This window comes from Algibacter agarivorans (assembly GCF_039543245.1).
Taxonomy (GTDB): Bacteria; Bacteroidota; Bacteroidia; order Flavobacteriales; family Flavobacteriaceae; genus Algibacter_G; species Algibacter_G agarivorans.
Genome location: NZ_BAABJJ010000034.1, coordinates 70,870 through 97,651, shown reverse-complemented (window position 1 = coordinate 97,651; position 26,782 = coordinate 70,870). Strand labels below are relative to the sequence as shown.

Sequence of the window (26,782 nt, the reverse complement as noted above, 5' to 3'; positions counted from 1 at the left end):
CAATGCTAAACCAAATTCAAAATTACATTCCGTCATCAGCTATATCTCAAGTTTTAAATCTATTAGAACAGGATAATTTGTTGGTAAAAGTTAAAAATGAACGTAAAACGCGTCATGGGGATTATATGCGTTTGCCAAACGGGAAGCATCAAATAACTATAAATTCGAATTTAAATGAATACAGATTTCTAATCACATTAATTCATGAAATAGCGCATTTTGAAGCTTATGAAATTTACGGAAGATTTATTAAGCCACATGGGATAGAATGGAAAAGAACGTTTCAGCATTTAATGTTACCGTTTTTAAATCCCGAGATATTTCCTAATAGTCTATTGCCTCTTTTAGCAAAACACTTTAAAAACCCTAAAGCCAGTAGTGATACCGATGTTAATTTAACCTTTGCATTAAAACAATTTGACGAACCTAACGATAAAACCTATATTTTTGAAGTGCCCATAGGAAGTGTTTTTGAATTATATAATGGAAAGGTGTTTAAAATGGGACAAAAACGTGTAAAACGTTTTGAATGTGTTGAGGTTAAAACAGGAAGGTTATATTTGTTTAATCCAAACGCTGAAGTAGAAATTGTCATTCCTGTGAATCCCGATAGCTATCTGGAAGGAATCTCATAAATGAAAACTAAATGTACAATCGTATTTCCAAAATTTTAAAATAACGATTTAAAGGAATTACAGAAACAAAAAGATTCTCACTTTCGTGAGATAACAAAATATGAAAGATAAAAACTATTATGCCATTTTAATGGCAGGAGGTGTAGGCTCTAGATTTTGGCCGGTTAGTACACAGGATTTTCCAAAGCAATTTCATGATATGCTTGGAACAGGTGATACACTGATACAGAAAACATTTAATCGTTTAGCACATATAATTCCAAAAGAAAATATTTTCATTTTAACCAATGCCCGTTATAATGATTTGGTTTTAGAGCAGTTGCCAGAAGTTGAGCAAAGGCAAGTGGTTTTAGAACCCGCCATGCGTAATACAGCACCTTGTATTCTATATGCATCGCTAAAAATCCAGAAAGAAAACCCAGATGCTGTCATGATTGTTGCGCCAAGTGATCATTGGATTGAAGATGAGCAAACTTTTGCAGAAAATGTTCAGCAAGCTTTTAATTTCTGTTCAGAGAATAATGCGTTAATGACCTTGGGCATTCAGCCCAATTTTCCAAATACTGGATATGGTTATATTGAATACGATAAAAATTCCGTAGAAGCGATAAAGTCAGTAAATCAATTTAGAGAAAAACCAGATTATAAAACCGCCAAAGAATTCATTGCGCAGGGTAATTTCTTATGGAATGCTGGTATTTTTATGTGGAGTGTAAAAAGTGTTGTTGGAGCATTTCAAAATAATCAACCTGAATTGTTTGAATTATTTAAAACGGGAATTTCTGTTTACAATACAGAGTTTGAATACGACTTTATTAGAGATAATTACCCAAAAGCAGAAAACATATCTGTGGATTATGCCATTATGGAGAAATCCACTAATGTACATGTTATTGCTGCTGAATTTGATTGGAACGATTTAGGGACATGGGGGAGCTTATATGATAAATTAGATAAGGATGAATCTGGTAATACTGTAGTGAATGCCAGGACATTAGTAGAAGATGCATCAGGCAATATGATAAGAACCAAAGATGATAAAATTGTTGTTGTTGATGGTTTGCAAGATTACATTATTGTTGATAAAGACGAAGTTTTGCTTATCTTTCCTAAGTCTAAAGAACAAGATATAAAGAAAACTCTCCAACAGGTTAAAGAGAAATTTGGAGAACAATATGGCTAATTATGAGTGAAGAAAGTAAGTTTGATTTTTCGGAAGAAGAACAGCAACAATTAGATAAGGATAAAGCTGTAGAAGAAAAAAAGGAAGCTGTAAAACAAGACGCTAAAGGCTTATTCGTAAGTGTTAGGACTTTTTTAAGCGAGCTCCTAGACTTTCGAGATGATACAGATAGAGATGCAACTATAGCTGCCATAAAAGGCGATATTTCGTTTAAAGGTGCAACAGCTTGGATTTTAATCTGTTCTATATTTGTAGCGTCTGTTGGCTTAAATGCAGATTCTACTGCGGTTGTAATTGGAGCCATGTTAATTTCGCCATTAATGGGTCCAATCCTTGGGATTGGAATGTCCATTGCAATTAATGATATCGATACCTTAAAAAAATCACTTATCAACTTAGCAATAATGATTGTGCTAAGTTTATTAACCGCATATTTATTTTTTAAATTTTTCCCTCTTGGAAATCAGGAAACTTCAGAATTATTGGGTCGTGTAAAGCCCGATATTCGGGATGTTCTAATTGCCTTCTTTGGCGGTTTAGCTTTAATTATTGCACGTACTAAAAAAGGAACCATTGCCTCTGTAATATTTGGTGTGGCTATTGCTACAGCTTTAATGCCGCCATTATGTACAGCGGGTTATGGATTGGCAGATGGTAATTGGTCTTATTTTTTAGGGGCGATGAATTTGTTTACCATTAACACCATATTTATTGCTTTAGCAACTTTTATAGTACTCAAGGTGCTTCGATTTCCAATGCTAAAGTATGCCAATTCCGCAAAGCGAAGACGTATAGCAAGATTTGCTGCTTTAGTAGCCTTTTTGGTTATGATTTATCCAACTATTACCTTTTTAAGAGTGTTAAAAAATAGTGGTTTTGATAACGATTATAATAATTTTTTAGCTGACGAAGTAAAGTCCAATCGGGAACTCTGGTTTCAAAATGGAACACTAAATACAAAAGACAAAAAAATTACACTTTACTTTAATGGTGAAATTGCCGAAGCTACGGAAGCGGATTTGCGTAATGAGCTAAAAGGTTATGATAAGATTAGCGATTTTGATTTAGAGATTAGTGGGAATAAGAATAGAAGTTTTGATAAAATTTCCAATGCCTATGATAGAGCGATCATTGAACTTGATAAAAAAGACAATATAATCTCTGGATTACATAAAGAAATAAGTGAATTACAAGAAAATATTTCTGGACTTAACCAACAACTAGAAGCCCAAAATGCTTCAAATGGTATAGCCTTTTCTTCTTTGGCTAAAGATGCTAAAATAAGATTTAACGATTTAGACTATTTTGGTTATGCTAAAATGCTAGAATCACAGGATTTTATAAAAGTAGATACGTTAACTATTGCTAGTGTGAGATGGAAACCTGCGCTGAATGACAGTATTGTTGCTGTTAAAGAAGGCGAATTATTATTGTGGTTGAAACAAGAACTGAAGACTGATAAAATAAGAGTTAGGAGAGATTAAGTTACTGATTTTCTTCAAGATACATTTTACGGACTTTTTTGAATAAATTAGAAGAGTAAACAAAGTCTGTAACAACTTCGTTATCCGTTTTAAAAATAGTGTCTTTAGAGCCTTCCCAAGCTTTTAATCCATCTTTTAGAAATACAATTTTTTCGCCTATTTCCATAACAGAATTCATATCATGGGAGTTTATTACGGTAGTTATTTGATATTCTTCAGTAATCTCTTTAATAAGGTTATCAATAACAATAGCCGTTTTTGGGTCTAAACCGGAATTGGGTTCATCGCAAAATAAATATTTAGGGTTATTGACAATAGCTCTGGCTATGGCTACGCGTTTTTGCATACCTCCAGAAGCCTCACTTGGCATTTTATTATGTGCATCAGGAAGATTTACTCGTTTTAAAACAAAGTCTACTCGGTCTTCCATTTCGCTTTTACTTTGTTTGGTAAACATACGTAGTGGAAACATCACATTTTCAGCAATAGTCATAGAATCAAACAAGGCACTTCCTTGAAAAACCATACCAATCTTGGCGCGCATATTCCGTTTTTCATCTTCGGTAAGTTTAGCAAATATTTTTCCATCGTAAGCTATTGAGCCTTCTTCGTAATCAAATAAGCCTAGTAAACATTTCAGGAAAACGGTTTTACCGGAACCACTTTGCCCAATAATAAGATTGGTTTTTCCTTTGTCAAAAGTGGTGGTTATGCCCTTCAGAATGTGAGCTTCTCCAAACGATTTATGTAAATTCTCAACTTCAATCATGAGCTTAAAAGCATTTGGGTTAGTAGATAATTTAAAAGAATAATAACAACACTAGTCCAAACAAACGAAGTAGTACTAGCTTTACCAACTTCAAGCGCGCCACCTTTCATATAATAACCATGAAAAGATGGAATGGTAGCCAAAACAAAAGCAAAAACAAAGGTTTTTATAAAAGCATAAGTAACATGAAACGGAATAAAATCAGTTTGGATACCTACAATATAATCTTCAAGCGAACTGAAACCACCATAAACACAAGCTGCCATACCACCGAGTATGCCTAAGAACATAGCAATAGAAATAACAAAAGGATATAGCGTAAGTGCTATGAATTTTGGGAAAACAAGATAGTTTAATGAGTTTATGCCCATAACTTCTAAGGCGTCAATTTGTTCTGTAACGCGCATAGTACCAATACTAGAGGTTATAAAAGAACCTACTTTACCAGCCATAATTATCGAGATAAATGTTGGTGCAAATTCTAAAACAATAGATTGTCTTGTAGCGAATCCAACTAAATACTTGGGTATTAGCGGGTTGTCTATATTTAAAGCGGTTTGAATAGTAACAACACCACCAACAAAAAAAGCAATAAATGCCACAATGCCAAGAGAGCCTATAACTAAGTCGTCAATATCTTTTAAAATGAGTTGCTTCATCACAGACCACTTAGTTGGCTTGCGAAACATCTCGGCAATCATCATAAAATAAGCCCCAATATTATGTAGGTAAGTCATATTAACATATCTGCGTGCTAAAGTAAAAAAAAGATATACCAATTTAACTTTAATTTTAAATTATGATATTTTAAAATGTGTATTTTTGAATTGATATTTATGACTATGATAAAAAATTTATTCTTCCCTGTAATAGCAATTATACTTTGTTTTTCTTGTAAAGCTCAAAATGAAGTAGTTTCAAATAAAAATGAAAGTGTAATCGAAAAACCAAAGTTGGTAGTAGGCATTGTGATAGACCAAATGCGATATGACTATTTAACTCGATTTTATAATAAATATGGCGACGGTGGTTTTAAACGCATGATGCGAGAGGGTTATAACTGCAAGAACAACCATTATAATTATATACCAACAAAAACGGGACCTGGTCATGCTTCGGTATTTACAGGAGCTACACCCAAATACCATGGTATTATAGGGAACAATTGGTTCGATAGAAAGTTAGGGTCTAATGTAAATTGTGTTGAAGATAAAAATGTAAAAGCCATTGGGACTGATAATGAGGATGCTAAAGATGGGAAGAGGTCGCCAAGAAGAATGTTAACGACTACATTTGCTGATGAAAACAGATTGTTTAGTCAAATGAGAGGAAAAACAATTGGGATTTCTATAAAGCATAGAGGCGCTATTTTATCCGCGGGTCATACTGCAAATGCAGCGTACTGGTGGGATTATGATCATGGTGGGAATGGTAACTGGATCACGAGTTCTTTTTATATGAACGACTTACCTCAATGGGTTAAGGATTTTAATTCATCAAATATTACAGAATCCTATTTTAAGGTTTGGAATACGTTGTATGATATTAATTCTTACACAGAAAGCGGTGAAGATTTAAATACGTTTGAAAGAATTTTTAGAGGAAAAGAAAATGCAACATTTCCATATGATTTGGAAAAATTAAAAACTCAAAATGGTAATTTTAAAATTATTGCTGAAAGTCCTTATGGTAATAGTTTAATTACCGATTTCGCAATAGAAGCTATTTCTGCAGAGAATCTTGGAAAAGATAATATTACAGATGTTTTAACAATTGGCTACTCAAGCACAGATAAAGTAGGGCATGATTTTGGAGTGAATGCAAAAGAAACAGAGGATACTTATTTGCGTTTGGACATAGATTTAAAACGATTGTTTAATGCACTAGATGAAAAAGTAGGGAAAGATCATTATACGGTATTTTTAACTTCAGATCACGGTGCTCCTTATGTGCCATATTATCTATTGTCTAATAAAATTCCTGCAGGTCTTTTTAATGAAAGTAAAATGTTTGACGAGTTGAATGCGTTTTTAGAAAATAAAGTTCAGGTTTCAGATTTAATATTAAGCCGGATTAACAATCAAATTTATTTTAGTCATGATAAAATATATGATAACAATTTAGATCTAGAATATTTAAAAGAAATTACATCTCAACAATTATTGAAATACGACCTTATTGATAAAGTTTACATGACCAGTAAAATAAATCATTTTGAGGGGCCTGAAGGGTTTTTAGAGACACTTTTAAAGAATGGGCATAATCAAAAGCGTTCAGGTGATTTATTGTTTGTTTATAATCCTGAAGTCTTTAAAGATACGCCTTGGAATCGAACAGGTACAGATCATCATTCAGGTTTAAATTACGATACTCATGTGCCGCTTTTATTCTTTGGTAAAGGCATTAAGCACGGACAGACCTTGCAAAAAACAGAAATAACCGATATAGCACCGACCATGTCGGCACTTTTAGATATTAGTTTTCCTAATGCTGCTATTGGGCAACCGCTAGAATTTGTTTTTGATTAATGAATAAACGTACATTATATTCTGTTATAGCTATAATTATTGTTTTGGGCGTTTATGCTTATGAACATTTTTTAGGAGAAGAAGAAAAAGCTGAAATCGTCTCGGAAGGACAAACCACTAAAACAGATACTAACGAATACTTTTTGCCAACAAGTACAACGGGGCAGATTGTACATCATGAAGGGTATTCATTATCCTATAACGAGGAGCATGAACAATCAGAATGGGTAGCTTATGAATTGAAGAAATCTCATCTTTCAAACACCAATCATAAGCGTCCTTATTTTGAAATTGATAAATCTGTAAAAACAGGTGCAGCCAATTGGCGCAATTATAAAAAATCTGGTTATGACCGTGGGCATCTTTGTCCAGCAGGAGATAGGCGTTATAGCAAATCAGCTCATGACGAAACTTTTTTAACCAGTAATATTAGTCCGCAGGAGCATCAGTTTAATGCTGGTTTATGGAACACTTTGGAACAAAAAATACGGTATTGGGCAAGAAAATACGATGGTGTTTTTGTGGTAACTGGAGGTGTTTTAAAGGGGAATATGAAAACCATTGGAGATGAAGATGTTTCAGTACCCAATCAATTTTACAAGGTTTTAATTGATAACAATACTGGTAAAACAAAAATGATTGCCTTTTTAATACCACATACAGATTCAGATCGACCTTTATATGAATTTGTTGTTTCAGTAGATGAAATAGAAGCGCTCACAGGAGTCGATTTTTTTCCTGCATTGGAGGATAGCATTGAAACAAAATTAGAGGCTTCAAATAGCTATCAAGATTGGGATTTTTACTGATTAACGAATATTTATGTTTGTTAAATAAAAGCTACCTAAAATTTTAATATTTTTTTGTACTTTATATCTTCATATTAATTAACAATCAAGTAGTTATGAAAGAAAAAATACACATGAGACCCCCAAGTCGCTTGTTTAGAAATTTAAAAAATATAGTATTAACTTTTGCTTTAATGGCTTTTTGTTTTGTCATTAATGCTCAAAACCCCAATGCCAACGAGAACAGTCATGTTGATGGAGGGATTATTTTGGCTTTAGATGATACGACTGTTTGTGTGGGGGATGGTGTCGCAGACCTTATTGATGTTCAACTTACCGAGGCTTCAGGGCGCGTTAAGCAGTGGATTATTACAGATGATGAAAACAATATCTTAGAACTTCCAGAACAGCCACCATTTGATTTTGATAGTGCGCCTCCAGGGAACTGTAGAATATGGCATTTATCGTATAATGGCATAAAACCACTAGTAGATCCATTTTGGCATAAGCATGTAGTGAATCTGTCGGATTTAAAAGGTAAATATGATTTGTCAAATTATATTGAAGTAACAAAAATCCAACAGCCTAAAGGAGGCTATTTAGAAATAGAAGGCGGTGGAACGGAAATAGAAATCTGTGCAGGAGATGGTAATAGTGATGCATTCAACGTTACTTTAACAGGTGCTGAAGGTCCAGATATGTTATGGGTAATAACAGATTTAGACTTAAATATTTTAGCAACTCCCGATGCACCACCATTTGATCTGGAAGGTGCGGGAGAAGGCGTTTGCTTAATTTGGAATTTAAGTTATGCTGAAAATGTGAATTTAGATGGTATTACAAATGCTGGAGACATAACAGGTTGTTTTGATTTGTCCAATCCAATTACGGTCACCAGAAATGGCGTTCATGGTGGGCAAATAGCGATAGTTGGCGGTGCAACAGAGATTGAAATCTGTGCAGGAGATGGAAATTCAGATGCTTTTGATGTCACGCTTTCAGATGATATAATGGGAGATAATTCCGCTTGGGTAATAACAGATCCCGATTTAAATATTTTAGGGCTGCCATCTGGGCCACCATTTGATTTGGAAGGAGCTGGAGAAGGTGTTTGTCTCATATGGCATTTAAGTTTTGAGGATGGATTGACCGGTGCGGAAGTTGGAATGAATGCGGCAGATTTAGCAGGTTGTTTTGATTTGTCCAATCCAATTACCGTCGCCAGAAATGGCGTTCATGGTGGGCAAATAGCGATAGTAGGCGGTGCAACAGAGATTGAAATCTGTGCAGGAGATGGAAATTCAGATGCTTTTGATGTCACACTTTCAGACGATATTATGGGAGACAATTCGGCTTGGGTAATAACAGATACCGATTTAAATATTTTAGGGCTGCCATCTGGACCACCATTTGATTTGGAAGGAGCTGGAGAAGGTGTTTGTCTCATATGGCATTTAAGTTTTGAGGATGGATTGACCGGTGCGGAAGTTGGAATGAATGCGGCAGATTTAACAGGTTGTTTTGATTTGTCCAATCCAATTACCGTCATCAGAAATGGCGTTCATGGAGGCGTTATAGAAGGAGGCCCCTTTGCTTTTACCATTGATGAGGTAGCAGATAAAATTCCCAATGAAGCTATAACGCTAAAAGATAATATAGGAGATAAATCACAATGGGTCATTACTAATGAAGAGGCTACTATTATTCTTGACTTACCAAACTCTTATACAGATCCAGATTTTAATGCATTAGGAGTCGGTGTTTGTAAAGTTTGGCATTTAAGTTATGCAGATGGTTTACTAGGGCTAGAGCCTCCCGCTGAAGGCGATCACTTGGTGGCTAGTTTGTCAGGGTGCTTTAGTTTATCTAATGCAATCACTGTTACCAGAACGGCTCCAGTTGCCAGTAAAATAGGATTGTTTCCTAACCCTAGTAAAGAAATAGTTAATGTTGATTTATCTGAATTTGGAAGTAAAGATGTAAGCGTTAGTGTGTATAGCTTATTGAATGTCTTGATTTATAGCAAAGATATTAATTCGAGCGACTTAGGTATAAGCAAATTGGTTCCTTTAAATATAAGCGGGTATTTAGATGGTATTTATTTTGTGTCTGTTAAAGATGCTCATACTGGATATACCGTAATTAAAAGTTTGGTTGTAGGGAAGTAGCAACTATTTAAAAATAGATAATAAAAGAGGCTGTCTAAAAAGTCTAATTCTGTGTCATATTGAGCCTGTCGAAATGTCCTAACTTACTTATAATTAAAATGGATTTCGACAATCTCAATCTGACAAATTAAATTCAAAGGATTTTTTAGACAGCCTCTTTTTATTTATCATGCCTTTCCAGCGTACATCTCTAATAAACTTACCTTCTTCTTCAGAAACCAAAAAATCAATCTTTTCTTTTTTTGCCTTAAAAAATCCAGCCATATAATCTTTGAATAAAGAAAAACGTCGTTTTTTATAAGCCAGTTTCAATGCGGAAATAAAAGTGATAATAAAACCATAGCGCATTTTATACATGGCTTCTCCCTGTAAATATTTTGAGGCTTTATTGTAACTGATTCCCGTAGGTTTTAGATGTTTAACATGCAGGGTTTCATCCGTTAAAATCTCCCAACCGTGATATTTGGCGAGTAACTCATCAACCGTATCCCAACCCATAGAGGGTTTTAACTTTCCTATTTGCATGAAACATGCTTTTCTATAAGCTTTTAAAGCACCACGAATATGGTCTTTTCGGGTGAGGTTTTCTAAAACCCACTCGCTATTTTTTTCAATATAACAAAAACCAGAGGCCATGCCTAATTTTTCATTGGCATTGAAATGCAGGGATAGTTTTTCTAAATAATCCTTCGGAAAAATCAAATCGGCGTCAAACTTACAAATCACATCATAATGGTCGTCTAAAGTTTCATAGCCTTTATAAAACGCATTTATTATTTTCGAACCTGGTAAGTGTTCATTAGATGATTTGGAGTTTATAAGAGACATAAAACCGTATTTTTCAGTATATGCTTCAACAATATCTTGAGTGCTATCAGTTGAATTATCATTAACGATCACAACACGTTTCGGTAAAAGGGATTGATTTGCCAAAGCATCTAAAGTAAGCCCAATAGCCGATGCTTCGTTATGTGCAGGGATAATGATGTAGAAGTTCAAAGTTTTAAAGTTTAAAACGTAAAGTTATACTCTTTCTGCATAAACAATGTAATATCTAGGCGTAAACCATCTTAAAATTGGACGGATACCAAGCTTTTTTGTTGGGTTTGTCCATTTTTGCCTATCAATAATTTTCCATCCCGCTTTTTCTAATAACCAATCAAACTGCCAATCTTCAAACTCATGATAATGTCTGTCTAACATATCCGTTTTACTTCTATACGCTGAAGAAAACCATAGTTTAAGAGGGACGCTAGCTACTAATTTGTCTGCTTTTATGGATTTAATAACAGTAAAAGGAGAAAGTAAGTGTTCGAAAATCTCAAAAGCTGTAACAACGTCTACCTTAGAATTTTCAATAAATGAAGAGTCTAAATCTAAATCTTCACCTTTTGTATTTTCAACTTTATAACCATGCTCTTGCATAATTTTAGTAAATGGATTTATAACACCCAAATCTAAAATAGTTTCAGAACTAGAAATATGCTTTTTTAAAAATTGAATAGTATGCTTAAAGCGTTTATTGGGGAACGTTTTCTCGTACATTAAATTATTTTATTTTTTCAATTTCCACCTTTCGTCTTCGTTCAAGAGAAATTTCAAAGGAAATCTCAAATAATCATTAGATAGTTTAGTGCTTGTAAACAATGGCATTAATATTCATACCTGCACCAACGCTGGCAAAAATGATAATATCACCTTTATTTATTTCTTGATTTTCTAGCGAACCATTTAAAATAGTATCATATAAAGTAGGAATAGTGGCGACACTGGAATTTCCTAATGTCCCTATAGTCATTGGCATAATGCCTTCTGGCATTTCCATATCATATAATTCATAAAAACGCTTTACTATAGCTTCATCCATCTTTTCATTAGCTTGGTGGATGAGTATTTTTTTTACTTCACTTATATTAATGCCACTTTTATCAAGGCATGATTTCATGGCAAGAGGGACATTGGTTAATGCAAATTCGTAAATTTTTCTACCATACATTTTTATGTATCGGCGTTTGTCATTTATTTCGGGATTGTTAGTTTCTCCAAAATATATAAAGTGTGCTTCGTCTAGCGTGTAAGTTGCAGAATCGTGAGTTATAATACCACCTTCATCAGTTGTGGTTTCCAAAACCACTGCTCCAGCTCCATCACTATAAATCATGGAATCTCTATCGTACGGGTCAATAACACGAGACAATGTTTCAGCGCCAATAACTAAGCATTTTTTTGCAATACCTGCTTTTATAAATGCATGGGCCTGTATAACACCTTCAATCCATCCTGGACAACCAAAAAGAACGTCATAACCCACGCATTTTGGGTTTTTAATACGTAAAAGATGTTTTACTCTTGATGCCATACTCGGTACGGTATCACTTTGAATACTATCATGTCTAACATCACCGTAATTATGAGCAACGATAATGTAGTCTAAATCTTCACGGTCAATCTTTGCGTTTTCAATAGCTTTTTCAGCAGCGAAAGAGGCTAAGTCTGAAGTGTTTAAATGCTTTTTAGCATAGCGCCTTTCATTAATACCCGTTATGGCTTTAAATTTTTTGACAATGACTTTATTGGGTGCGTTTATAGCAGAACCATCACTATTTAAAAATTCATGATTATAAAAGTCCTCGTTTTTCTCTATATCGGTTGGAATATAGCTTCCGGTACCAGTTATTTTAATATTCATAAAACAGAAAAATTAACTTTAATTTACTTAGTTACTTGCAAGGTAAATACTTTTAATTAATTGCGGATTAATTTTAGTCTAAATTTACGACGTTCAAAGTGCTATTTAAGCTTCAGCATAGGCTTCAATAGGGATGCAAGAACAAATTAAATTTCTGTCGCCATAGGCATCATCAACACGTCTAACGCTTGGCCAGAACTTATTATCTCTTACATAGTTTAATGGAAATGCGGCTTCTTCACGGGTGTATGGAAAATACCATTCATCTGCAGTAATCATATTCAAGGTGTGCGGTGCGTTCTTTAAAACATTGTTGTTATCATCTTTTGTTGCCTTGTCAATTTCTTTTTTGATGGAAATCATAGCATCACAAAAACGGTCAATTTCAGCTTTACTTTCACTTTCTGTAGGTTCAATCATTAACGTTCCAGCAACTGGAAACGATACGGTTGGTGCATGAAAACCATAGTCCATCAATCGTTTTGCAATATCGGTCACCTCAATACCATTTGCTTTAAATGGTCTGCAATCTACAATCATTTCATGGGCTGCTCTCCCCCGTTCACCAGAGTACAACGTATCAAAACTTCCTTGTAAGCGTTGTTTTATATAGTTCGCATTTAAAATGGCAATTTTGGTAGACTCTGTTAAGCCTTCAGCGCCTAACATTTTTATATAGCCGTAAGATATTAAACAGGCTAAAGCCGAACCAAAAGGCGCGCCAGAAATAGCTGTAATAGCGTCTTTTCCACCAGTTTTAATTATTGGATTTCCTGGTAAAAACGGTACAAGCTGTTTTGCTACACAAATAGGGCCAACGCCTGGACCTCCACCACCGTGCGGAATAGCAAAGGTTTTGTGTAAGTTGAGGTGGCATACATCTGCGCCAATATTTCCAGGATTGGTTAATCCAACTTGAGCGTTCATGTTGGCACCATCCATATAAACTTGTCCACCATTATCATGAATGATTTTAGTGATTTGTTTAATAGCCGATTCGTAAACACCATGAGTGGATGGATATGTAACCATTAATGTAGAAAGGTTGTCTTTATGTAGCTCTGCTTTTTCACGTAAGTCATCTACATCAATATTTCCTTCGGCTGTTGATTTTGTTACCACCACTTTCATGCCTGCCATAACCGCACTAGCTGGATTGGTACCATGGGCAGAAGATGGAATTAAGCAGATATTTCTATGATGGTCATTACGAGATTCGTGATAAGCTTTAATAACCATCAATCCTGCAAACTCGCCTTGAGCACCAGAATTAGGTTGTAATGATGTGGCTGCAAATCCAGTAATTTCTGTTAACTGGTCTTCTAATCCTTTTAAAACGGTGAAGTAACCTTTAGCTTGTTTTAAAGGTGCAAAAGGGTGGATATTACCCCATTTAAACCAACTTAGAGGTAACATTTCTGCAGCAGCATTTAACTTCATGGTGCAAGATCCTAAAGAAATCATAGAATGGTTTAATGCTAAATCTTTACGCTCTAAAGATTTTATATAACGCATTAATTCGGTTTCAGAATGATAAGTGTTAAATACAGGTTCTTTTAAGAATTCTGACTGTCGTTGTACCGTTTTGGAAATATTATTTGCTTTTTCAATAGATGAAATAGTAATCGTTTCTTTTTTAGCAGCTTCGGCAAAAACAGAAATCAAATAATTAATATCTCGAATAGCTGTGGTTTCGTTAATTGAAATTATAACCGTTTTAGAATCAGGATAAAGTAAATTTACTTTCTTTTCAGTCGCTATTTTCTTGATTTTTTTAGCCTTTGTTTTTATTTGAATTGTATCAAAATAAGAGGTGTTTATTTGTTTGTAGCCTAATTTTTCTAAAGCATGAGCTAAGGTCGATGTTTTATTATGAACTTTGTTGGCTATAAATTTTAGTCCTTGAGGGCCATGATAAACCCCATACATGCTAGCCATAACGGCTAAAAGTACTTGGGCGGTACAAATGTTAGAAGTAGCTTTGTCGCGCTTTATGTGTTGCTCACGGGTTTGTAATGCCATACGTAGTGCGCGGTTGCCATTAGCATCTTTTGTTACCCCGATAATACGCCCTGGTAAATCACGTTTATAAGCTTCTTTTGTAGCAAAAAAGGCAGCATGTGGGCCACCGTAGCCCATAGGGATTCCAAATCGTTGGGTTGTTCCAACTACCACATCAGCTCCAAATTTGCCTGGAGCTTCTAATTTTACTAAGCTTAAAATATCAGCAGCTACGGCTACTTTAATCCGAGCAGCATTCGCCTGGCCAATAAATGATTTTATATCAGTGATTTGACCATCTTTTCCCGGATATTGTAAAACAGCACCGAAAAATTCTGAAGAAAATTCAAAAGTGTCTTCATTTCCAATTACCAATTCAATGCCAATAGGGTTTGCTCTTGTTTGAAGTAAGGATAGCGTTTGTGGTAATATATTTTCAGAAACAAAAAACTTATTGATTCCTGCTTTTTTCTGATCACGTTCGCGAACAGCAAATAATAAACTCATAGCTTCTGCAGCAGCAGTGCTTTCATCTAGTAGGGAAGCATTAGCAATTTCCATTCCAGTAAGGTCTATAACCATGGTTTGGAAGTTTAAAAGCGCTTCTAATCTACCTTGTGCAATTTCAGCTTGATATGGCGTGTAGGCGGTGTACCAACCTGGGTTTTCTAAAATGTTACGTTGAATAACTGCGGGTAAAATAGTTGGGTGGTAGCCTAAGCCTATGTATGTTTTGTAAGCTTTGTTTTTTTTGGACAATTCATGAATATGAAGTAAATATTCATGTTCTGTCATGGGGTCTTCTAAATTTAAACCATTTTTTAAACGAATATCATCTGGGATAGTTTCGTAAATCAGTTGATCTAAAGAATCAACACCAATGGTTTTTAACATGAGGTTTTGGTCGTCTTCTCTAGGACCTATATGGCGCAATGCAAAAGCGTTTGTATTCATTACAATAAAATTGTTTAAATAATTCGCAAAAATACACAATATTTGATGCGTTTTATTGTGTGAAATGGAAAGTTTTTAACTATTCCAATACGTTATGAACACTAATACATTTGGTATGGTTATTTTAGCTTTATGAAGTTTATAAAACAGCTTTTTAATTTTTATATAAACAGTAGTATTCACGTTGCTTTGGCGGTGTATTCGTTAACATGGATTACCTTATTGGAATTAGGTTTAGAGTATAATGAATCCGTTGTGTATTTTGTGTTTTACGCATCTATAACTGGCTATAATTTTGTGAAGTATTTTGGAATTGCAAAATTCCATCATAAGCAGTTGGCCAATTGGCTGAGATTGATACAGATTTTGTCATTTATTTGCTTTATCCTCATGTGTTTTTATGCATACCAATTACATTTAAAAACACTTGTTTTTATTGTTGGTTTTGCGGCTTTAACTTTTTTATATGCCATTCCTTTTTCATCAAAACAAGTTTATACTTTACGAAGTATAGGTGGTTTGAAAATTTATATAATTGCATTGGTATGGTCTGGGGTAACCGTTTTACTTCCCACAGTAAATGAAGATATCAGAATTAACAATGATATTATATTATTAGGTTTTCAACGATTTATTTATGTGTTGGTTTTAATGTTGCCTTTTGAAATTAGGGACTTAAAATTTGATAGTTTGAAATTATTAACAATTCCTCAGCGTATAGGTGTTAAAAACACCAAGAGGGTAGGTGTGTTGTTATTGATACTATTTTTCTTTTTGGAATTTTTTAAAGATGAATTAGATGCTAATCAAATAATTGTTTTAGCAATAATTACTATTATGACACTTTTGGTCCTTTTGAATTCTAAAATTAAACAAGGACATTACTATAGTTCGTTTTGGGTAGAAGGATTACCGATTTTATGGCTGATTTTATTACTTGTGTTCAATTAAGGCTTTGTCGAAATCTTTTTTCATTGCTTCTTTACAGTCTTTATCTAAACACGCTACTTGAGACTCTTTAAGTTTATTAGTCAAGGACGTATTGTTTTTCGTGTATTTTCTACAAGCTCTACAGTAAATTAAATGAATATTGAGTTTTATCATTTCCCAGAGTGAGGCTTCTTTATATTGTGTTTTATCACAAACATGATTTGCTTCATCACAAGGAATTGTCAACTTTATTTTTGTACTCATATTAAAACCAATTTTCTTTCAGGCAATCTGCCATAGCCGTACGTGCTCTATGTATGATTACCCAAAGGTTAGACGCTGTAATATTTAGTTCATTACAAATTGCTTCAGTTTCATGGCCTAGTATCGTTTTCATTTTAAAAACGTCGGCCTGTTTTTTTGGTAATTTCTCTAAACAGTTATGTATAGCTTCTCCTAATTCGGCATTTTGTAATGTGTCTTCGGCAGTTTTATCAAAAGGATCTGCAACACGCTCTTCTAGCCAATCACCTTCGCTTTCAGAATCATTGTAATTTATTCTTACTTCAGCTTTTCCTTTTTTTGAATTTGTTTTTCGGTAGTGGTCTATAATTTTTCGTTTTAAAATAGAAATCAGCCATGTACGTTCGCTAGCTTCTCCTTTAAAGTTTTTCATGGACTTTAAACCTGCCAAAAAAGTGTCTTGAACCAAGTCTTGGGCAATCTCTCTATCACTAACACGCGAAATGGTGTAGTTGAATAAGTAATCTGAATATAAATCGATCCACTTATTGGGATTAATTTGATGGTTGGGCATTATTTAGCAAATGTTTTTGAATTTCAAAAATAAGGTAAAAAAATGGATTTTTTTAATTTTTCAACAACCCAGCACGTCTCAACAACGCCTCAGGTTTAGGTTCTTGTCCTCTAAAACGTTTATAAAGCGTCATTGGGTTATCGGTCCCGCCTTGAGATAGTACGTTATCTTTAAATTTATTTGCAACTTCTTTGTTAAAAATGCCTTTCTCTTTAAAATATTCAAAAGCATCAGCATCTAAAACTTCAGCCCATTTGTAGCTGTAATATCCTGAAGAATAACCGCCTTGGAAAATATGAGAAAACGCTGTACTCATACACGTTTCTTTTGTTTCAGGATAAAGTGTTGTGTTTTTAAAAACTTCAGTCTCATAAACTTTTACAGATTTTATGGTCTCTGGCGACTCGCAACCATGCCAGCTCATATCCAATAATCCAAAACTTAACTGACGCAAGGTTTGCATGCCCTCATGAAACGTTGCCGATTCTTTTATTTTTTCAACTAAATCCATCGGGATTACTTTTCCAGTTTCATAATGCGTGGCAAACAATTCCAAAGCTTCTTTTTCATAACACCAATTTTCTAAAACCTGACTTGGTAGTTCTACAAAATCCCAATACACACTAGTTCCAGATAGGCTAGGGTAGGTGGTATTGGCTAACATACCGTGCAGTGCATGTCCAAATTCATGAAATAAGGTCGTTACTTCGTTAAATGTTAATAACGATGGTTTGCTTTTTGTAGGTTTAGTAAAGTTGCAAATAATAGAAATATGGGGTCTGCTGTTTTCCCCGTTTTTAATATATTGAGGTTTGTATGACGTCATCCATGCGCCATTACGTTTCCCTGCTCTAGGAAAAAAATCAGCATAAAATATAGAAACTAAATTACCATTGGCATCGGTTACTTTGTATGTTAAAACATCTTCGTGATAGGTGTCAATATCGTTAATTTCTTCAAAGTTTAAATCGAATAATTTATTAGCTACAGTAAAAGCGCCATTAATAACATGTTCTAATTTGAAATAAGGTTTTAATAATTCGTCATCCAAACTGAATAACTTTTGCTTTAGTTTTTCGGAGTAATATGCACCATCCCATTTTTCAAGTCTATCAATATCGTCCAGACTTTTAGCAAAGTTTTCAAGGTTTTTAAATTCACGTTCAGCTGCGGGTTTGGCTTTTTCTAACAATTCATTTGAAAACTCTAGAACCTTTTCAGGTGTTTCAGCCATACGTTCTTCTAAAACAAAATGCGCATGGGTTTTATAACCTAAAAGGTTAGCGCGTTCATGTCTGAGTTTTACAATTGTTAATACATGTTCTTGATTGTCTAAAGCATCATTTTTAAAAGCTTTACTTCCTGCGGCTAATGTTATTTTTTTACGTAATTCTCGACTATCAGCATAGGTTACAAATGGAATATAACTGGGGTAATCTAAAGTAAATAACCAACCTTTTTTGTCTTTTGATTCTGCTAATTGTTTTGCAGCTTCTTTAGCGCCATCTGGAAGACCTGATAAATCAGACGCTTTTGTAATAAGCATTTCAAATTTGTTGGTTTCTGCTAAAACGTTTTCACCAAACTTTAGTTTAAGCTGACTTAACTGTTTGTCGATTTCACGAAGTTTAAGCTTTTTGTCTTCAGCTAAATTGGCACCATTTCTTGAAAAACTTTTATATTTTTTATCTAAAAGTGTTTGTTGTTCTGTTGTTAGGTTTAATTTGTTTTTGGAATCGTAAACTGCTTTTACGCGTTTAAACAATGCTTCATTTAATGTAATGTCATTACTGAATTCTGATAATAAAGGAGAAACCTCTTGAGCTATTTTCTGGATAATTTCATTCGTTTCAGCAGAATTCAGATTAAAGAAAATACTTGAAATTCTATCTAATTGTTCGCCAGAGAAATCTAAAGCTTCAATCGTGTTTTCAAAAGAGGGGTTTTCAGGATTCGTTATAATGGTGTCAATCTCTGATTTTGCAATTTTAATAGCCTGTTTGAAAGTTGGAAGATAATCCTTATTTTCAATTTTTGAGAACGGAGCGGTATTATATTTGGTATTAAATGGGGTAATTAAAGATTTCTTTATCATTTTATCAAAGAATATGTTAAAACTCTAATTTGTTATGCATGCATAACAAATATTATATATTTTTGCAGCTAATAATATGAAGAGTGACTAACTCAAGAGCATTATTTGTTAATAGCAGAAAAGCCTCGAATTCATTTCGGGGCTTTTTTCATTATAAATCTTTAGCAGATTCGTTCACTTTTATTTTTAGGCCTTCTTTATAAGCAACTATTTTGTCAAGCACACATTTGTCGCTACAGCCCATAATTTGTGCTGCTAAAATACCTGCATTTTTAGCGCCGTTTAAAGCTACAGTTGCAACCGGAACACCTCCAGGCATTTGCAGAATAGAAAGAATAGAATCCCAACCATCAATAGAATTACTGCTTTTTACAGGAACCCCTATTACAGGAAGTGGAGATAAAGAAGCTATCATTCCTGGCAAATGAGCAGCACCACCAGCACCAGCAACAATAACCGAAAAACCTCTAGTATGAGCGTTTTTACCGTAATCAAATAATTTTTCTGGCGTTCTGTGAGCCGAAACAATATCAACTTCAACTTCTATATCAAACCCTTTTAAGATGTCTATCGCATCTTGCATAACTGGCAGGTCGCTTTTGCTTCCCATAATAACTCCTACTTTACTCATAGATTTTTATTTTCTGTCTGGTCGAGCGCAGTCGAGACCTAAATTCAAAAACTTAAAATATTAAAGCCCCCTCGACTGCGCTCGTGGAGACATTATTCACTTATCACTTTAATAGTGTTTTTTACTTGTTCTGCAACCTTTCTAGCTTCATTCAAATCTTCATTAACAATAGTTACATGTCCCATTTTTCTGAACGGTCTGGTTTGTTTTTTACCGTAAATATGTGGTGTCACACCATCCATCTTCATTATGGCTTCAATATTTTCATAAATAACATTACCGGTAAACCCTTCGGCTCCAACTAAATTAACCATAACACCCCCAACTTTGCTATCCGTTCTTCCTAAAGGTAAATCTAAAATAGCTCTAATATGTTGTTCAAATTGAGAGGTATAACTGGCTTCGATGGTTTGGTGACCAGAATTATGAGGTCTCGGCGCCACTTCGTTTATTAAAATTTCATCGTCTTGGGTCTGAAACATTTCAACAGCCAATAACCCTACATGGTTAAAAGCTTTTGATGTTCTTAACGCTATTTCTTTTGCTTTTTCAGCAATATCATCATCAATTCTTGCCGGGCAGATAACATATTCTACCTGATTGGCTTCAGGATGGAATTCCATTTCTACAACAGGATAGGTTTTGGTTTCACCTGATGGACTTCTAGCAACAATAACCGCTAATTCATTTTTAAAAGGGACTAAGTTTTCTGCTATACATTCCACATTTGGTAAACCTTTTAAGTCTTCAACTGATTTTACCACTTTTACCCCTGTGCCATCATACCCGAACTGTGCACATTTCCAAACAAAAGGTAATGATAATCCACCATGGTTTATGGCGTCTTCAATTTCAGAGGTATAAGCAAAACGCGAAAAAGGGGCTGTTGGTAAATCTTTATCAATATAAAACAGTTTTTGTTTCGCTTTATTTTGAATTGCACGTAACGTTTTAGATGCAGGATATACTTTTACGCCTTCTTTTTCAAGAGCTTCCAGGGCATCAACATTTACATTTTCAATTTCAATAGTAAGCACATCTACTTGTTTTCCGAAATTGTAAACGGCATCATAATCCATTAAATCACCCAAATGAAATTCATCACTAGCAATTTTGCAAGGCGCATCATTACTGGCTTCTAAGACACAAGTGTAAATGTCAAATTTCCTGGTGTTATAAAGCAACATTTTACCCAGTTGACCGCCACCAAGAATGCCGAGTTTAAATTTTGAAGAAAAATAATTCATTTAATTTTTTATCTGAAATAGGATATTGATACGCAAAAATACACTTAAATCTTAAATTACTCCCGAATTCACAAATCAAAAAATCCTCGCGATAGCTATCGGGACGTTAATCTATTGATTATCTTTGCGTCTTTAAAAATTATTACTAGTGATAAAGCTACACGACAAATATTTTAAACCTTTTATTTCTGCAAAACAGATTGATGACGTTATGCAACGTTTAGCTATCGAGATTGCTGAAGATGTAGGAGATGAAATTCCCGTTTTTGTTGGTATTTTAAACGGGTCATTCATGGTGGTTAGTGATTTTGTGAAAAAATACCCAAATCCGTGCGAGGTCACATTTATAAAATTAGCATCTTATGAAGGTGTTAAATCTACCGAAGATATCCAAAGGCTAATTGGTTTAACCCAAGATTTAACAGACCGTACAGTAATAATTTTAGAAGATATTATTGACACGGGAAACACGTTGCATGAGGTTTATAGGATTTTCAAGAATGAAAACGTAAAATCGTTAAAAATAGCAACTCTATTTTACAAGCCAGAAGCCTATAAAAAAGATTTTAAATTACATTATGTTGGTATTGAAATCCCTAATAAATTTATAGTAGGCTACGGCTTAGACTATGATGGGTTAGGAAGGAATTTACCAGAAGTCTATCAAATAAAAGAAACACAACACATGACAAACTTAGTATTATTTGGCCCTCCGGGAGCAGGGAAAGGAACGCAAGCAGAATTTTTAAAAGAGAAATATAATTTAGTGCATATTTCTACTGGCGATGTTTTTAGATATAACATGAAGAACGACACCGCTTTAGGCATGTTGGCTAAATCTTATATAGAAAAAGGAGGTTTAGTTCCAGACCAAGTAACTATTGATATGTTGAACGCTGAAGTAGAAAAAAATGCGGATGCTAAAGGGTTTATTTTTGATGGTTTTCCACGTACCAATGCGCAAGCCGAAGCTTTAGATAAGTTAATGGATAGTAAAGATTCTCAAATTAACGCTATGATTGCTTTGGAAGTTGACGATGAGGTTCTAGTAAAACGTCTATTAGAAAGAGGGAAAACCAGTGGAAGAAAAGACGATGCTGATGAAACTGTAATTAGAAACAGAATTAAAGTATATTACGACGAAACAGCCATATTAAAAGACTATTATGCCGCACAAAATAAATATTTTGGAGTAGATGGCGTTGGTAGTATTGAAGATATTACTGTTAGATTGAGTGCTGTAATTGATAATCTGTAAATTGAAAACTATGGTTTTGGAATTGAAGCTATAGTTTAGAACACCAATTCTAGAATGTTTTCGCTTCCGCGGAAAAAATCAAAGGTAAGAGTTAGAAAACTTTTAACTTTTAACTTTTAACTCATAACTTTTAACTTGAATTATGACTGAAGGGAACTTCGTAGATTACGTAAAAATGTATGTTAGCTCTGGAAGTGGAGGTAAAGGCTCTGTGCATTTACATAGGGAAAAATACATTACTAAAGGAGGCCCAGACGGCGGAGATGGTGGTCGAGGTGGTCATGTTATTTTACGTGGAAATTCAAACCTTTGGACACTACTTCATTTAAAGTATAAAAAACATATTAGAGCCGGTCACGGTGGTAGCGGGAGTAAAAGTAGAAGTTTTGGTGCCGATGGCGAAGATATATATGTAGATGTACCATTAGGAACCGTTGTAAGAGATACTGAAACTAACGATATTATATTAGAAATCACCGAGCATGGCGAAGAGCAAATTATAGCCCAAGGCGGAAAAGGTGGACTAGGAAACTGGCATTTTAGGTCGTCAACCAATCAAACACCACGTTATGCGCAACCCGGGATTCCTTTAGAGGAAAAACATATAACACTCGAGTTAAAAGTGCTTGCCGATGTTGGTTTAGTTGGTTTTCCAAACGCCGGAAAATCCACATTGTTATCTGTGGTTACCTCGGCAAAGCCAAAGATTGCCGATTACGAATTCACAACGCTTAAACCTAATTTGGGCATAGTAGAGTATCGCGATTTTCAAACCTTTGTTATGGCAGACATTCCTGGAATAATTGAAGGTGCTGCAGAAGGAAAAGGATTGGGACATTACTTTTTACGCCATATAGAACGTAACTCTATTTTGTTGTTTTTAATACCGGCAGATGCTGAAGATATTAGAAAGCAATATGATATTCTTTTAGATGAGTTGCGCAGATACAACCCAGAAATGCTAGATAAAGAACGCATCATAGCCATTTCAAAATCTGATATGCTAGATGATGAGTTAAAGGCAGAAATGAAAACGGAGTTGGATAACGAACTTCCTATACCATACCTGTTTATTTCGTCTGTGGCACAACAAGGCATTACCGAACTTAAAGATGTTTTATGGAAGATGCTGAATGATTAGTGTTTGGGCGTTCCCAAAAAGGGTCGGGCTTTACACTGTATCTTTTGCTTTTTGTCATTCCTACGAAGGCAGGAATCCACTTGTAAATATTTAGTTTCTCCAAAAGTTTCTTGCTTGTTTGTTAAAGAAGCAAAAGGATGCCGTTTCAATCCCTAACGCACTTATTTGCTAGCGTATCTTATAAATCGAAAGCTAATTGTTTTTGGAGAGGTTCGTTTAATGTTCTTCACGGATATGAAATCGTTTTAATGTTTTATATCCGACGTTAAACGAAGATAGCAGATTTTTTTTACAAAGTCAAGGGTTTTCGTGTCGTTATTTTGTAACAGATTAAAATAAACATTGGAATAATTTTTGATTAAATTAGTTGAACCAATTCTGATGAAAATCAGACATCTCATTTAACTTAAATTTTATGCCATGCGATTTCTAAAAACGACCATTTTAACTCTACTTATTATATCATGCGCACCAATTCGTGTTAATTATGACTTCGATAAACAAACTGATTTTCAACAATACAAAACCTACAACTATTATACGGATATGGAAACGGGTTTAAGTGAATTAGATACAAAAAGGCTATTAGATGCCTTGGATGCAAAAATGACAACAAAGGGATTTAGTTTATCTGACACTCCAGATTTTTTTATTGATATTAAGAGCATCGAATATCAAGACCCACAAAGGCAAACGGTTGGTGTTGGAGTTGGTGGTAGCGGACGAAATGTTGGCGGCGGCATTTCCATAGGCCTACCAATTGGTCAGGCTCATGTTAATCGTCAAATTACTATAGATTTTGTAGATGAAAACAAAAAGCAACTCTTTTGGCGAGCTGTTAGCGAGTCTAGTTTTAATCCAAAATCTGCACCAGAAAAGCGCAAGGCACGTTTAAATGCTATTGTAGAGAAAGCATTAACGCAATATCCTCCTAAAAAGTAATGGTATAAGTACGGTTTGTCATTCCTGCGAAGGCAGGAATCCACTTTAGTTTTTTACCAACTTTTTACTGGCAATTAAAGTATTATTAGAATAGAAATTCGTCATGTAAATACCTTGACTTAAATAACTAATGTCAACTTCTTGGTTTTCGTAATTAGAAATAACCAGTGTTTTTACTTGCTTACCATCCATACTAACAATCTCAACTTTCAAATTAGCAGTCGTATTACTTTCAAACTTTAAATTTAAAATGCTGTTAGCTGGGTTTGGGTATAAGGAAATATCAAAATTGTTTACTTCATTTTTAATGGTTTCAATGCCTAGAGTTGTATAATTTATAGTCCAAGTTACACTGTACACGTGAAAACTTTCATGATTGTCAACTTTAAGTAAACCTGTGGCATCATGTACAACCGATGTTAAGGTATTGGCACCTTCAACCAAATCGGTTTCTAAAATGAGTATATCATCAACATCATTTGCAAAGTTAGACCCGTTAAGTGTCCATTCACTTTTTAAAGAATTTGTGGTAGGATTTATTAAACTCAGTTGAAAATCTAAAGGGAAAGTTGGGGCATTAACCGTGTTGTTATTTGGTGTGAAAGACTCTATTGGTGAAATTAATTCATGTATTTTTTCAATAATGCCTTCCTTGCAAACAGAACAAAAGGGATTATTCAAAACTTCCATTTTACAATTTGTAGCCGGCTTATACCAATCCGCACAATTTCCCGAAGAACAGTTGTGTTGATAAACATCAACATTATTTGTTCCTATCCAATTGCTCCATTTTGGATTGCCAATATTGTCAACATGCGTCATGTTAGTGGCTTCGGCTGCTAATACATCTCCTGGATAATATTCGTCTTTCAAGTCAAATAAAGAATGTCCCAACTCATGTATTGCTAGTTCAATAGCACTTGCACCAGTTGAAGCCATTGGGAAAGTTCCTCCGCTACCACCATAATAAGGGGAGTTTACTAGTATTAATGCTTGGTCGTAAGTGGGAAAATTATCTGCCAAAACGCTATATATTTTGGATTCAGTATTATTGGCATAATTACCATCTACCTCATAAAAAAGCAGAAAATGACTTCCATAGGAATCAAAGGTCGCATTAAAATAAGTATCTACATCTGTTGTTGGCACTGGCCAATTTGTTTCATGATAAGCACTCCCTGTACCCGGATGGTCTGCTCCACTTTCATTCGATGGCACTTTTATCGCATATACATTAAAATAATCGGCATATTCTAAAAATGGCGATTGGCTAAACATAGCATTTGTAAAGTTAGTGGCATCTGTGATAAATTTAGGTAATTCGCCCACTTGATAGCCATCACCTAAAATAACTAGGTTAATTCTTTTATCATCAGCTCCAGAATATTTAATGTTTTCTACATCAAATGTTTGTGAAAAAACACTTAAGCCAATACATAAGAATACTATAAAAAGTAACCTGTTTTTCATTTAATGAATTTGGGTTTTTACTAAGGGTTTTCCTTGGTTTTCAAAAGTACTAAAATCAATAATGCTGATGTGTTTTGTGTTAGGTTTTAATTGCAGCCTTATTGTAAACTGCGTACTATCCAAATCAATTTCTTTTCTTTGGAAGGATTTTGACTCGTCAAGAAACTCTATGTTTTTAATGAGTGGATTTTTTACAATGTTGCGTTGTAATATATTTGATTTTTTATCAAGTTGAAGACATACCAAATCACCTTGAACACCTTCTTCATTCGGTTTTGTGTTTTTTAATTTACCATCGGCAATTACTTTGTTAATAAACTGAATCCTTTTATTGCCATTCGAAGTCTTTTTGATGTTATAATTTAGGAAGATGATTTTTGGTTCATTTTCAATAGAAGATTGAGGTGACACCATGCTTTTCTTAATTCCACAGGCACTAAAAAAGCATAGAATAGTTAATACTAGTATAGTTGTAATTAGGTTTGTATGTTTTATAGTTTTATTCAAAACATTAAAAATTAGTAAAAGTGGGGGCTTTTAATTTTTGTAAAGTTAAGAATTATGTTAATAAAAAGAGGGTGTTTGAAAAGTATTAAAAGTTTTCAAACGCCCTCTTTTTTAAAAATATACTAGTTAAGTAAATCTACATATATGTCCTTATATCCATAAAGAATTAAAATATTCAAGACAAGTAAAACTAAAGCTCCAGCAATATTCCCAGGATCTAACGTCGCATGAAATAATACAGCGTTTACAGAAATACTCATTAAAATCAAAGCGAATAAAGCTCCAAATTTATTGAATATTAAAGCTAAACCTGCTGCAATTTCAACAATTGCAACTAGAGTTAATGTTTTAGAATTAACCAATGCTCCAAAGTAAGCACCTGCATCTGCAGACATGTCACCCATTGGAATAAAATTAAGGAATTTGTTTAATCCAAAGACTAAAATAAACAGTCCAAGAAGTATTCTTAAGAACCATAAAAACTTTTGAATTCATAATGCTATATGTATTAGTTAGTGAATTGAAAGATAGTTAATTATAAATAA

24 protein-coding genes are annotated in these 26,782 nt (G+C 34.2%); 10 read left to right on the top strand and 14 right to left on the bottom strand.

Annotation, left to right across the window (positions count from 1 at the left end; all coding sequences use genetic code 11):
* Positions 1-2: 2 nt before the first annotated feature.
* The 3 genes from ABD935_RS11635 (at position 3) to ABD935_RS11625 (ending at position 3,302) form a co-directional block, all read left to right on the top strand.
* Positions 3-635, top strand: coding sequence for a SprT-like domain-containing protein (locus ABD935_RS11635; protein ID WP_345192233.1), 633 nt, complete (start codon positions 3-5; stop codon positions 633-635).
* A 100-nt stretch (positions 636-735) separates the two neighbouring features.
* Positions 736-1,818, top strand: a complete 1,083-nt coding sequence (locus tag ABD935_RS11630; protein ID WP_345192232.1) for a mannose-1-phosphate guanylyltransferase — start codon at positions 736-738, stop codon at positions 1,816-1,818.
* A 2-nt stretch (positions 1,819-1,820) separates the two neighbouring features.
* Entirely contained in the window at positions 1,821-3,302 is a 1,482-nt protein-coding gene (locus tag ABD935_RS11625; RefSeq protein ID WP_345192231.1) for a DUF389 domain-containing protein, read from the top strand.
* 1 nt (position 3,303) lies between these two features.
* On the opposite strand, the gene ABD935_RS11620 is transcribed toward ABD935_RS11625, so the two are convergent.
* Together ABD935_RS11620 and ABD935_RS11615 are read right to left on the bottom strand one after the other, a co-directional pair.
* Complete coding sequence (locus ABD935_RS11620; RefSeq protein ID WP_345192229.1) at positions 3,304-4,071, bottom strand: ABC transporter ATP-binding protein; 768 nt, start codon at positions 4,069-4,071, stop codon at positions 3,304-3,306.
* Entirely contained in the window at positions 4,068-4,808 is a 741-nt protein-coding gene (locus tag ABD935_RS11615; protein WP_345192228.1) for an MlaE family ABC transporter permease, read from the bottom strand. The genes ABD935_RS11620 and ABD935_RS11615 overlap by 4 nt, the downstream gene beginning before the upstream one ends.
* A 105-nt stretch (positions 4,809-4,913) precedes the next feature.
* Between ABD935_RS11615 and pafA the strand changes: the two genes are divergently transcribed.
* The 3 genes from pafA (at position 4,914) to ABD935_RS11600 (ending at position 9,555) form a co-directional block, all read left to right on the top strand.
* A complete protein-coding gene (gene pafA / locus ABD935_RS11610; protein WP_345192226.1) occupies positions 4,914-6,599 on the top strand; it encodes an alkaline phosphatase PafA in 1,686 nt (561 codons plus the stop codon).
* On the top strand, positions 6,599-7,408 hold the full coding sequence (locus ABD935_RS11605; RefSeq protein WP_345192225.1) for a DNA/RNA non-specific endonuclease: 810 nt from the start codon (positions 6,599-6,601) through the stop codon (positions 7,406-7,408). The genes pafA and ABD935_RS11605 overlap by 1 nt, the downstream gene beginning before the upstream one ends.
* Before the next feature lie 95 nt (positions 7,409-7,503).
* Entirely contained in the window at positions 7,504-9,555 is a 2,052-nt protein-coding gene (locus ABD935_RS11600; protein WP_345192224.1) for a T9SS type A sorting domain-containing protein, read from the top strand.
* Between the two features lie 114 nt (positions 9,556-9,669).
* On the opposite strand, the gene ABD935_RS11595 is transcribed toward ABD935_RS11600, so the two are convergent.
* The 4 genes from ABD935_RS11595 to gcvP all read right to left on the bottom strand — a co-directional run bounded on the left by ABD935_RS11595 (position 9,670) and on the right by gcvP (position 15,199).
* Positions 9,670-10,554 (bottom strand): glycosyltransferase family 2 protein, encoded by an 885-nt coding sequence (locus tag ABD935_RS11595; RefSeq protein ID WP_345192222.1) that lies wholly within the window; start codon positions 10,552-10,554, stop codon positions 9,670-9,672.
* A 24-nt stretch (positions 10,555-10,578) separates the two neighbouring features.
* A complete protein-coding gene (locus tag ABD935_RS11590; RefSeq protein WP_345192221.1) occupies positions 10,579-11,100 on the bottom strand; it encodes a class I SAM-dependent methyltransferase in 522 nt (173 codons plus the stop codon).
* Positions 11,101-11,185: 85 nt separating this feature from the next.
* A complete protein-coding gene (locus ABD935_RS11585) occupies positions 11,186-12,244 on the bottom strand; it encodes a 3-oxoacyl-ACP synthase III family protein (protein WP_345192219.1) in 1,059 nt (352 codons plus the stop codon).
* 105 nt (positions 12,245-12,349) lie between these two features.
* Positions 12,350-15,199: an aminomethyl-transferring glycine dehydrogenase gene (gene gcvP, locus ABD935_RS11580; protein ID WP_345192218.1), complete on the bottom strand. Its 2,850-nt coding sequence runs from the start codon at positions 15,197-15,199 to the stop codon at positions 12,350-12,352.
* A gap of 132 nt (positions 15,200-15,331) precedes the next feature.
* Here gcvP and ABD935_RS11575 point away from each other — a divergent pair, with 132 nt between their 5' ends.
* A complete protein-coding gene (locus ABD935_RS11575) occupies positions 15,332-16,150 on the top strand; it encodes a UbiA prenyltransferase family protein (protein ID WP_345192216.1) in 819 nt (272 codons plus the stop codon).
* Here ABD935_RS11575 and ABD935_RS11570 read toward each other — a convergent pair.
* The 5 genes from ABD935_RS11570 to ABD935_RS11550 form a co-directional block, all read right to left on the bottom strand.
* Positions 16,133-16,393 carry a hypothetical protein gene (locus ABD935_RS11570; RefSeq protein WP_345192215.1) on the bottom strand — a complete coding sequence of 87 codons (261 nt, stop codon included), beginning with the start codon at positions 16,391-16,393 and terminating at the stop codon, positions 16,133-16,135. The two genes, ABD935_RS11575 and ABD935_RS11570, sit on opposite strands and share 18 nt — an antisense overlap.
* Position 16,394: 1 nt before the next feature.
* Complete coding sequence (locus tag ABD935_RS11565; protein ID WP_345192213.1) at positions 16,395-16,946, bottom strand: sigma-70 family RNA polymerase sigma factor; 552 nt, start codon at positions 16,944-16,946, stop codon at positions 16,395-16,397.
* A 52-nt stretch (positions 16,947-16,998) separates the two neighbouring features.
* Positions 16,999-19,041 (bottom strand): M3 family metallopeptidase, encoded by a 2,043-nt coding sequence (locus tag ABD935_RS11560; RefSeq protein WP_345192212.1) that lies wholly within the window; start codon positions 19,039-19,041, stop codon positions 16,999-17,001.
* A 151-nt stretch (positions 19,042-19,192) separates the two neighbouring features.
* The gene (gene purE, locus ABD935_RS11555; protein WP_345192211.1) at positions 19,193-19,672 is read right to left on the bottom strand and encodes a 5-(carboxyamino)imidazole ribonucleotide mutase; all 480 of its coding nucleotides are present in this window, start codon (positions 19,670-19,672) and stop codon (positions 19,193-19,195) included.
* Positions 19,673-19,764: 92 nt separating this feature from the next.
* Positions 19,765-20,919 (bottom strand): 5-(carboxyamino)imidazole ribonucleotide synthase, encoded by a 1,155-nt coding sequence (locus ABD935_RS11550; protein WP_345192209.1) that lies wholly within the window; start codon positions 20,917-20,919, stop codon positions 19,765-19,767.
* 148 nt (positions 20,920-21,067) lie between these two features.
* Between ABD935_RS11550 and ABD935_RS11545 the strand changes: the two genes are divergently transcribed.
* The 3 genes from ABD935_RS11545 (at position 21,068) to ABD935_RS11535 (ending at position 24,260) form a co-directional block, all read left to right on the top strand.
* Complete coding sequence (locus ABD935_RS11545; protein WP_345192208.1) at positions 21,068-22,177, top strand: adenylate kinase; 1,110 nt, start codon at positions 21,068-21,070, stop codon at positions 22,175-22,177.
* A 142-nt stretch (positions 22,178-22,319) separates the two neighbouring features.
* Positions 22,320-23,318, top strand: coding sequence for a GTPase ObgE (obgE, locus tag ABD935_RS11540; protein WP_345192206.1), 999 nt, complete (start codon positions 22,320-22,322; stop codon positions 23,316-23,318).
* A gap of 420 nt (positions 23,319-23,738) precedes the next feature.
* A complete protein-coding gene (locus tag ABD935_RS11535; RefSeq protein ID WP_345192205.1) occupies positions 23,739-24,260 on the top strand; it encodes a DUF4136 domain-containing protein in 522 nt (173 codons plus the stop codon).
* A gap of 45 nt (positions 24,261-24,305) precedes the next feature.
* On the opposite strand, the gene ABD935_RS11530 is transcribed toward ABD935_RS11535, so the two are convergent.
* The 3 genes from ABD935_RS11530 to ABD935_RS11520 all read right to left on the bottom strand — a co-directional run bounded on the left by ABD935_RS11530 (position 24,306) and on the right by ABD935_RS11520 (position 26,683).
* A complete protein-coding gene (locus tag ABD935_RS11530) occupies positions 24,306-25,730 on the bottom strand; it encodes a T9SS type A sorting domain-containing protein (protein WP_345192204.1) in 1,425 nt (474 codons plus the stop codon).
* Positions 25,731-26,237 (bottom strand): hypothetical protein, encoded by a 507-nt coding sequence (locus ABD935_RS11525; protein ID WP_345192203.1) that lies wholly within the window; start codon positions 26,235-26,237, stop codon positions 25,731-25,733.
* A gap of 122 nt (positions 26,238-26,359) precedes the next feature.
* Positions 26,360-26,683 carry a DoxX family protein gene (locus ABD935_RS11520; RefSeq protein ID WP_345192314.1) on the bottom strand — a complete coding sequence of 108 codons (324 nt, stop codon included), beginning with the start codon at positions 26,681-26,683 and terminating at the stop codon, positions 26,360-26,362.
* Positions 26,684-26,782 lie beyond the last annotated feature (99 nt).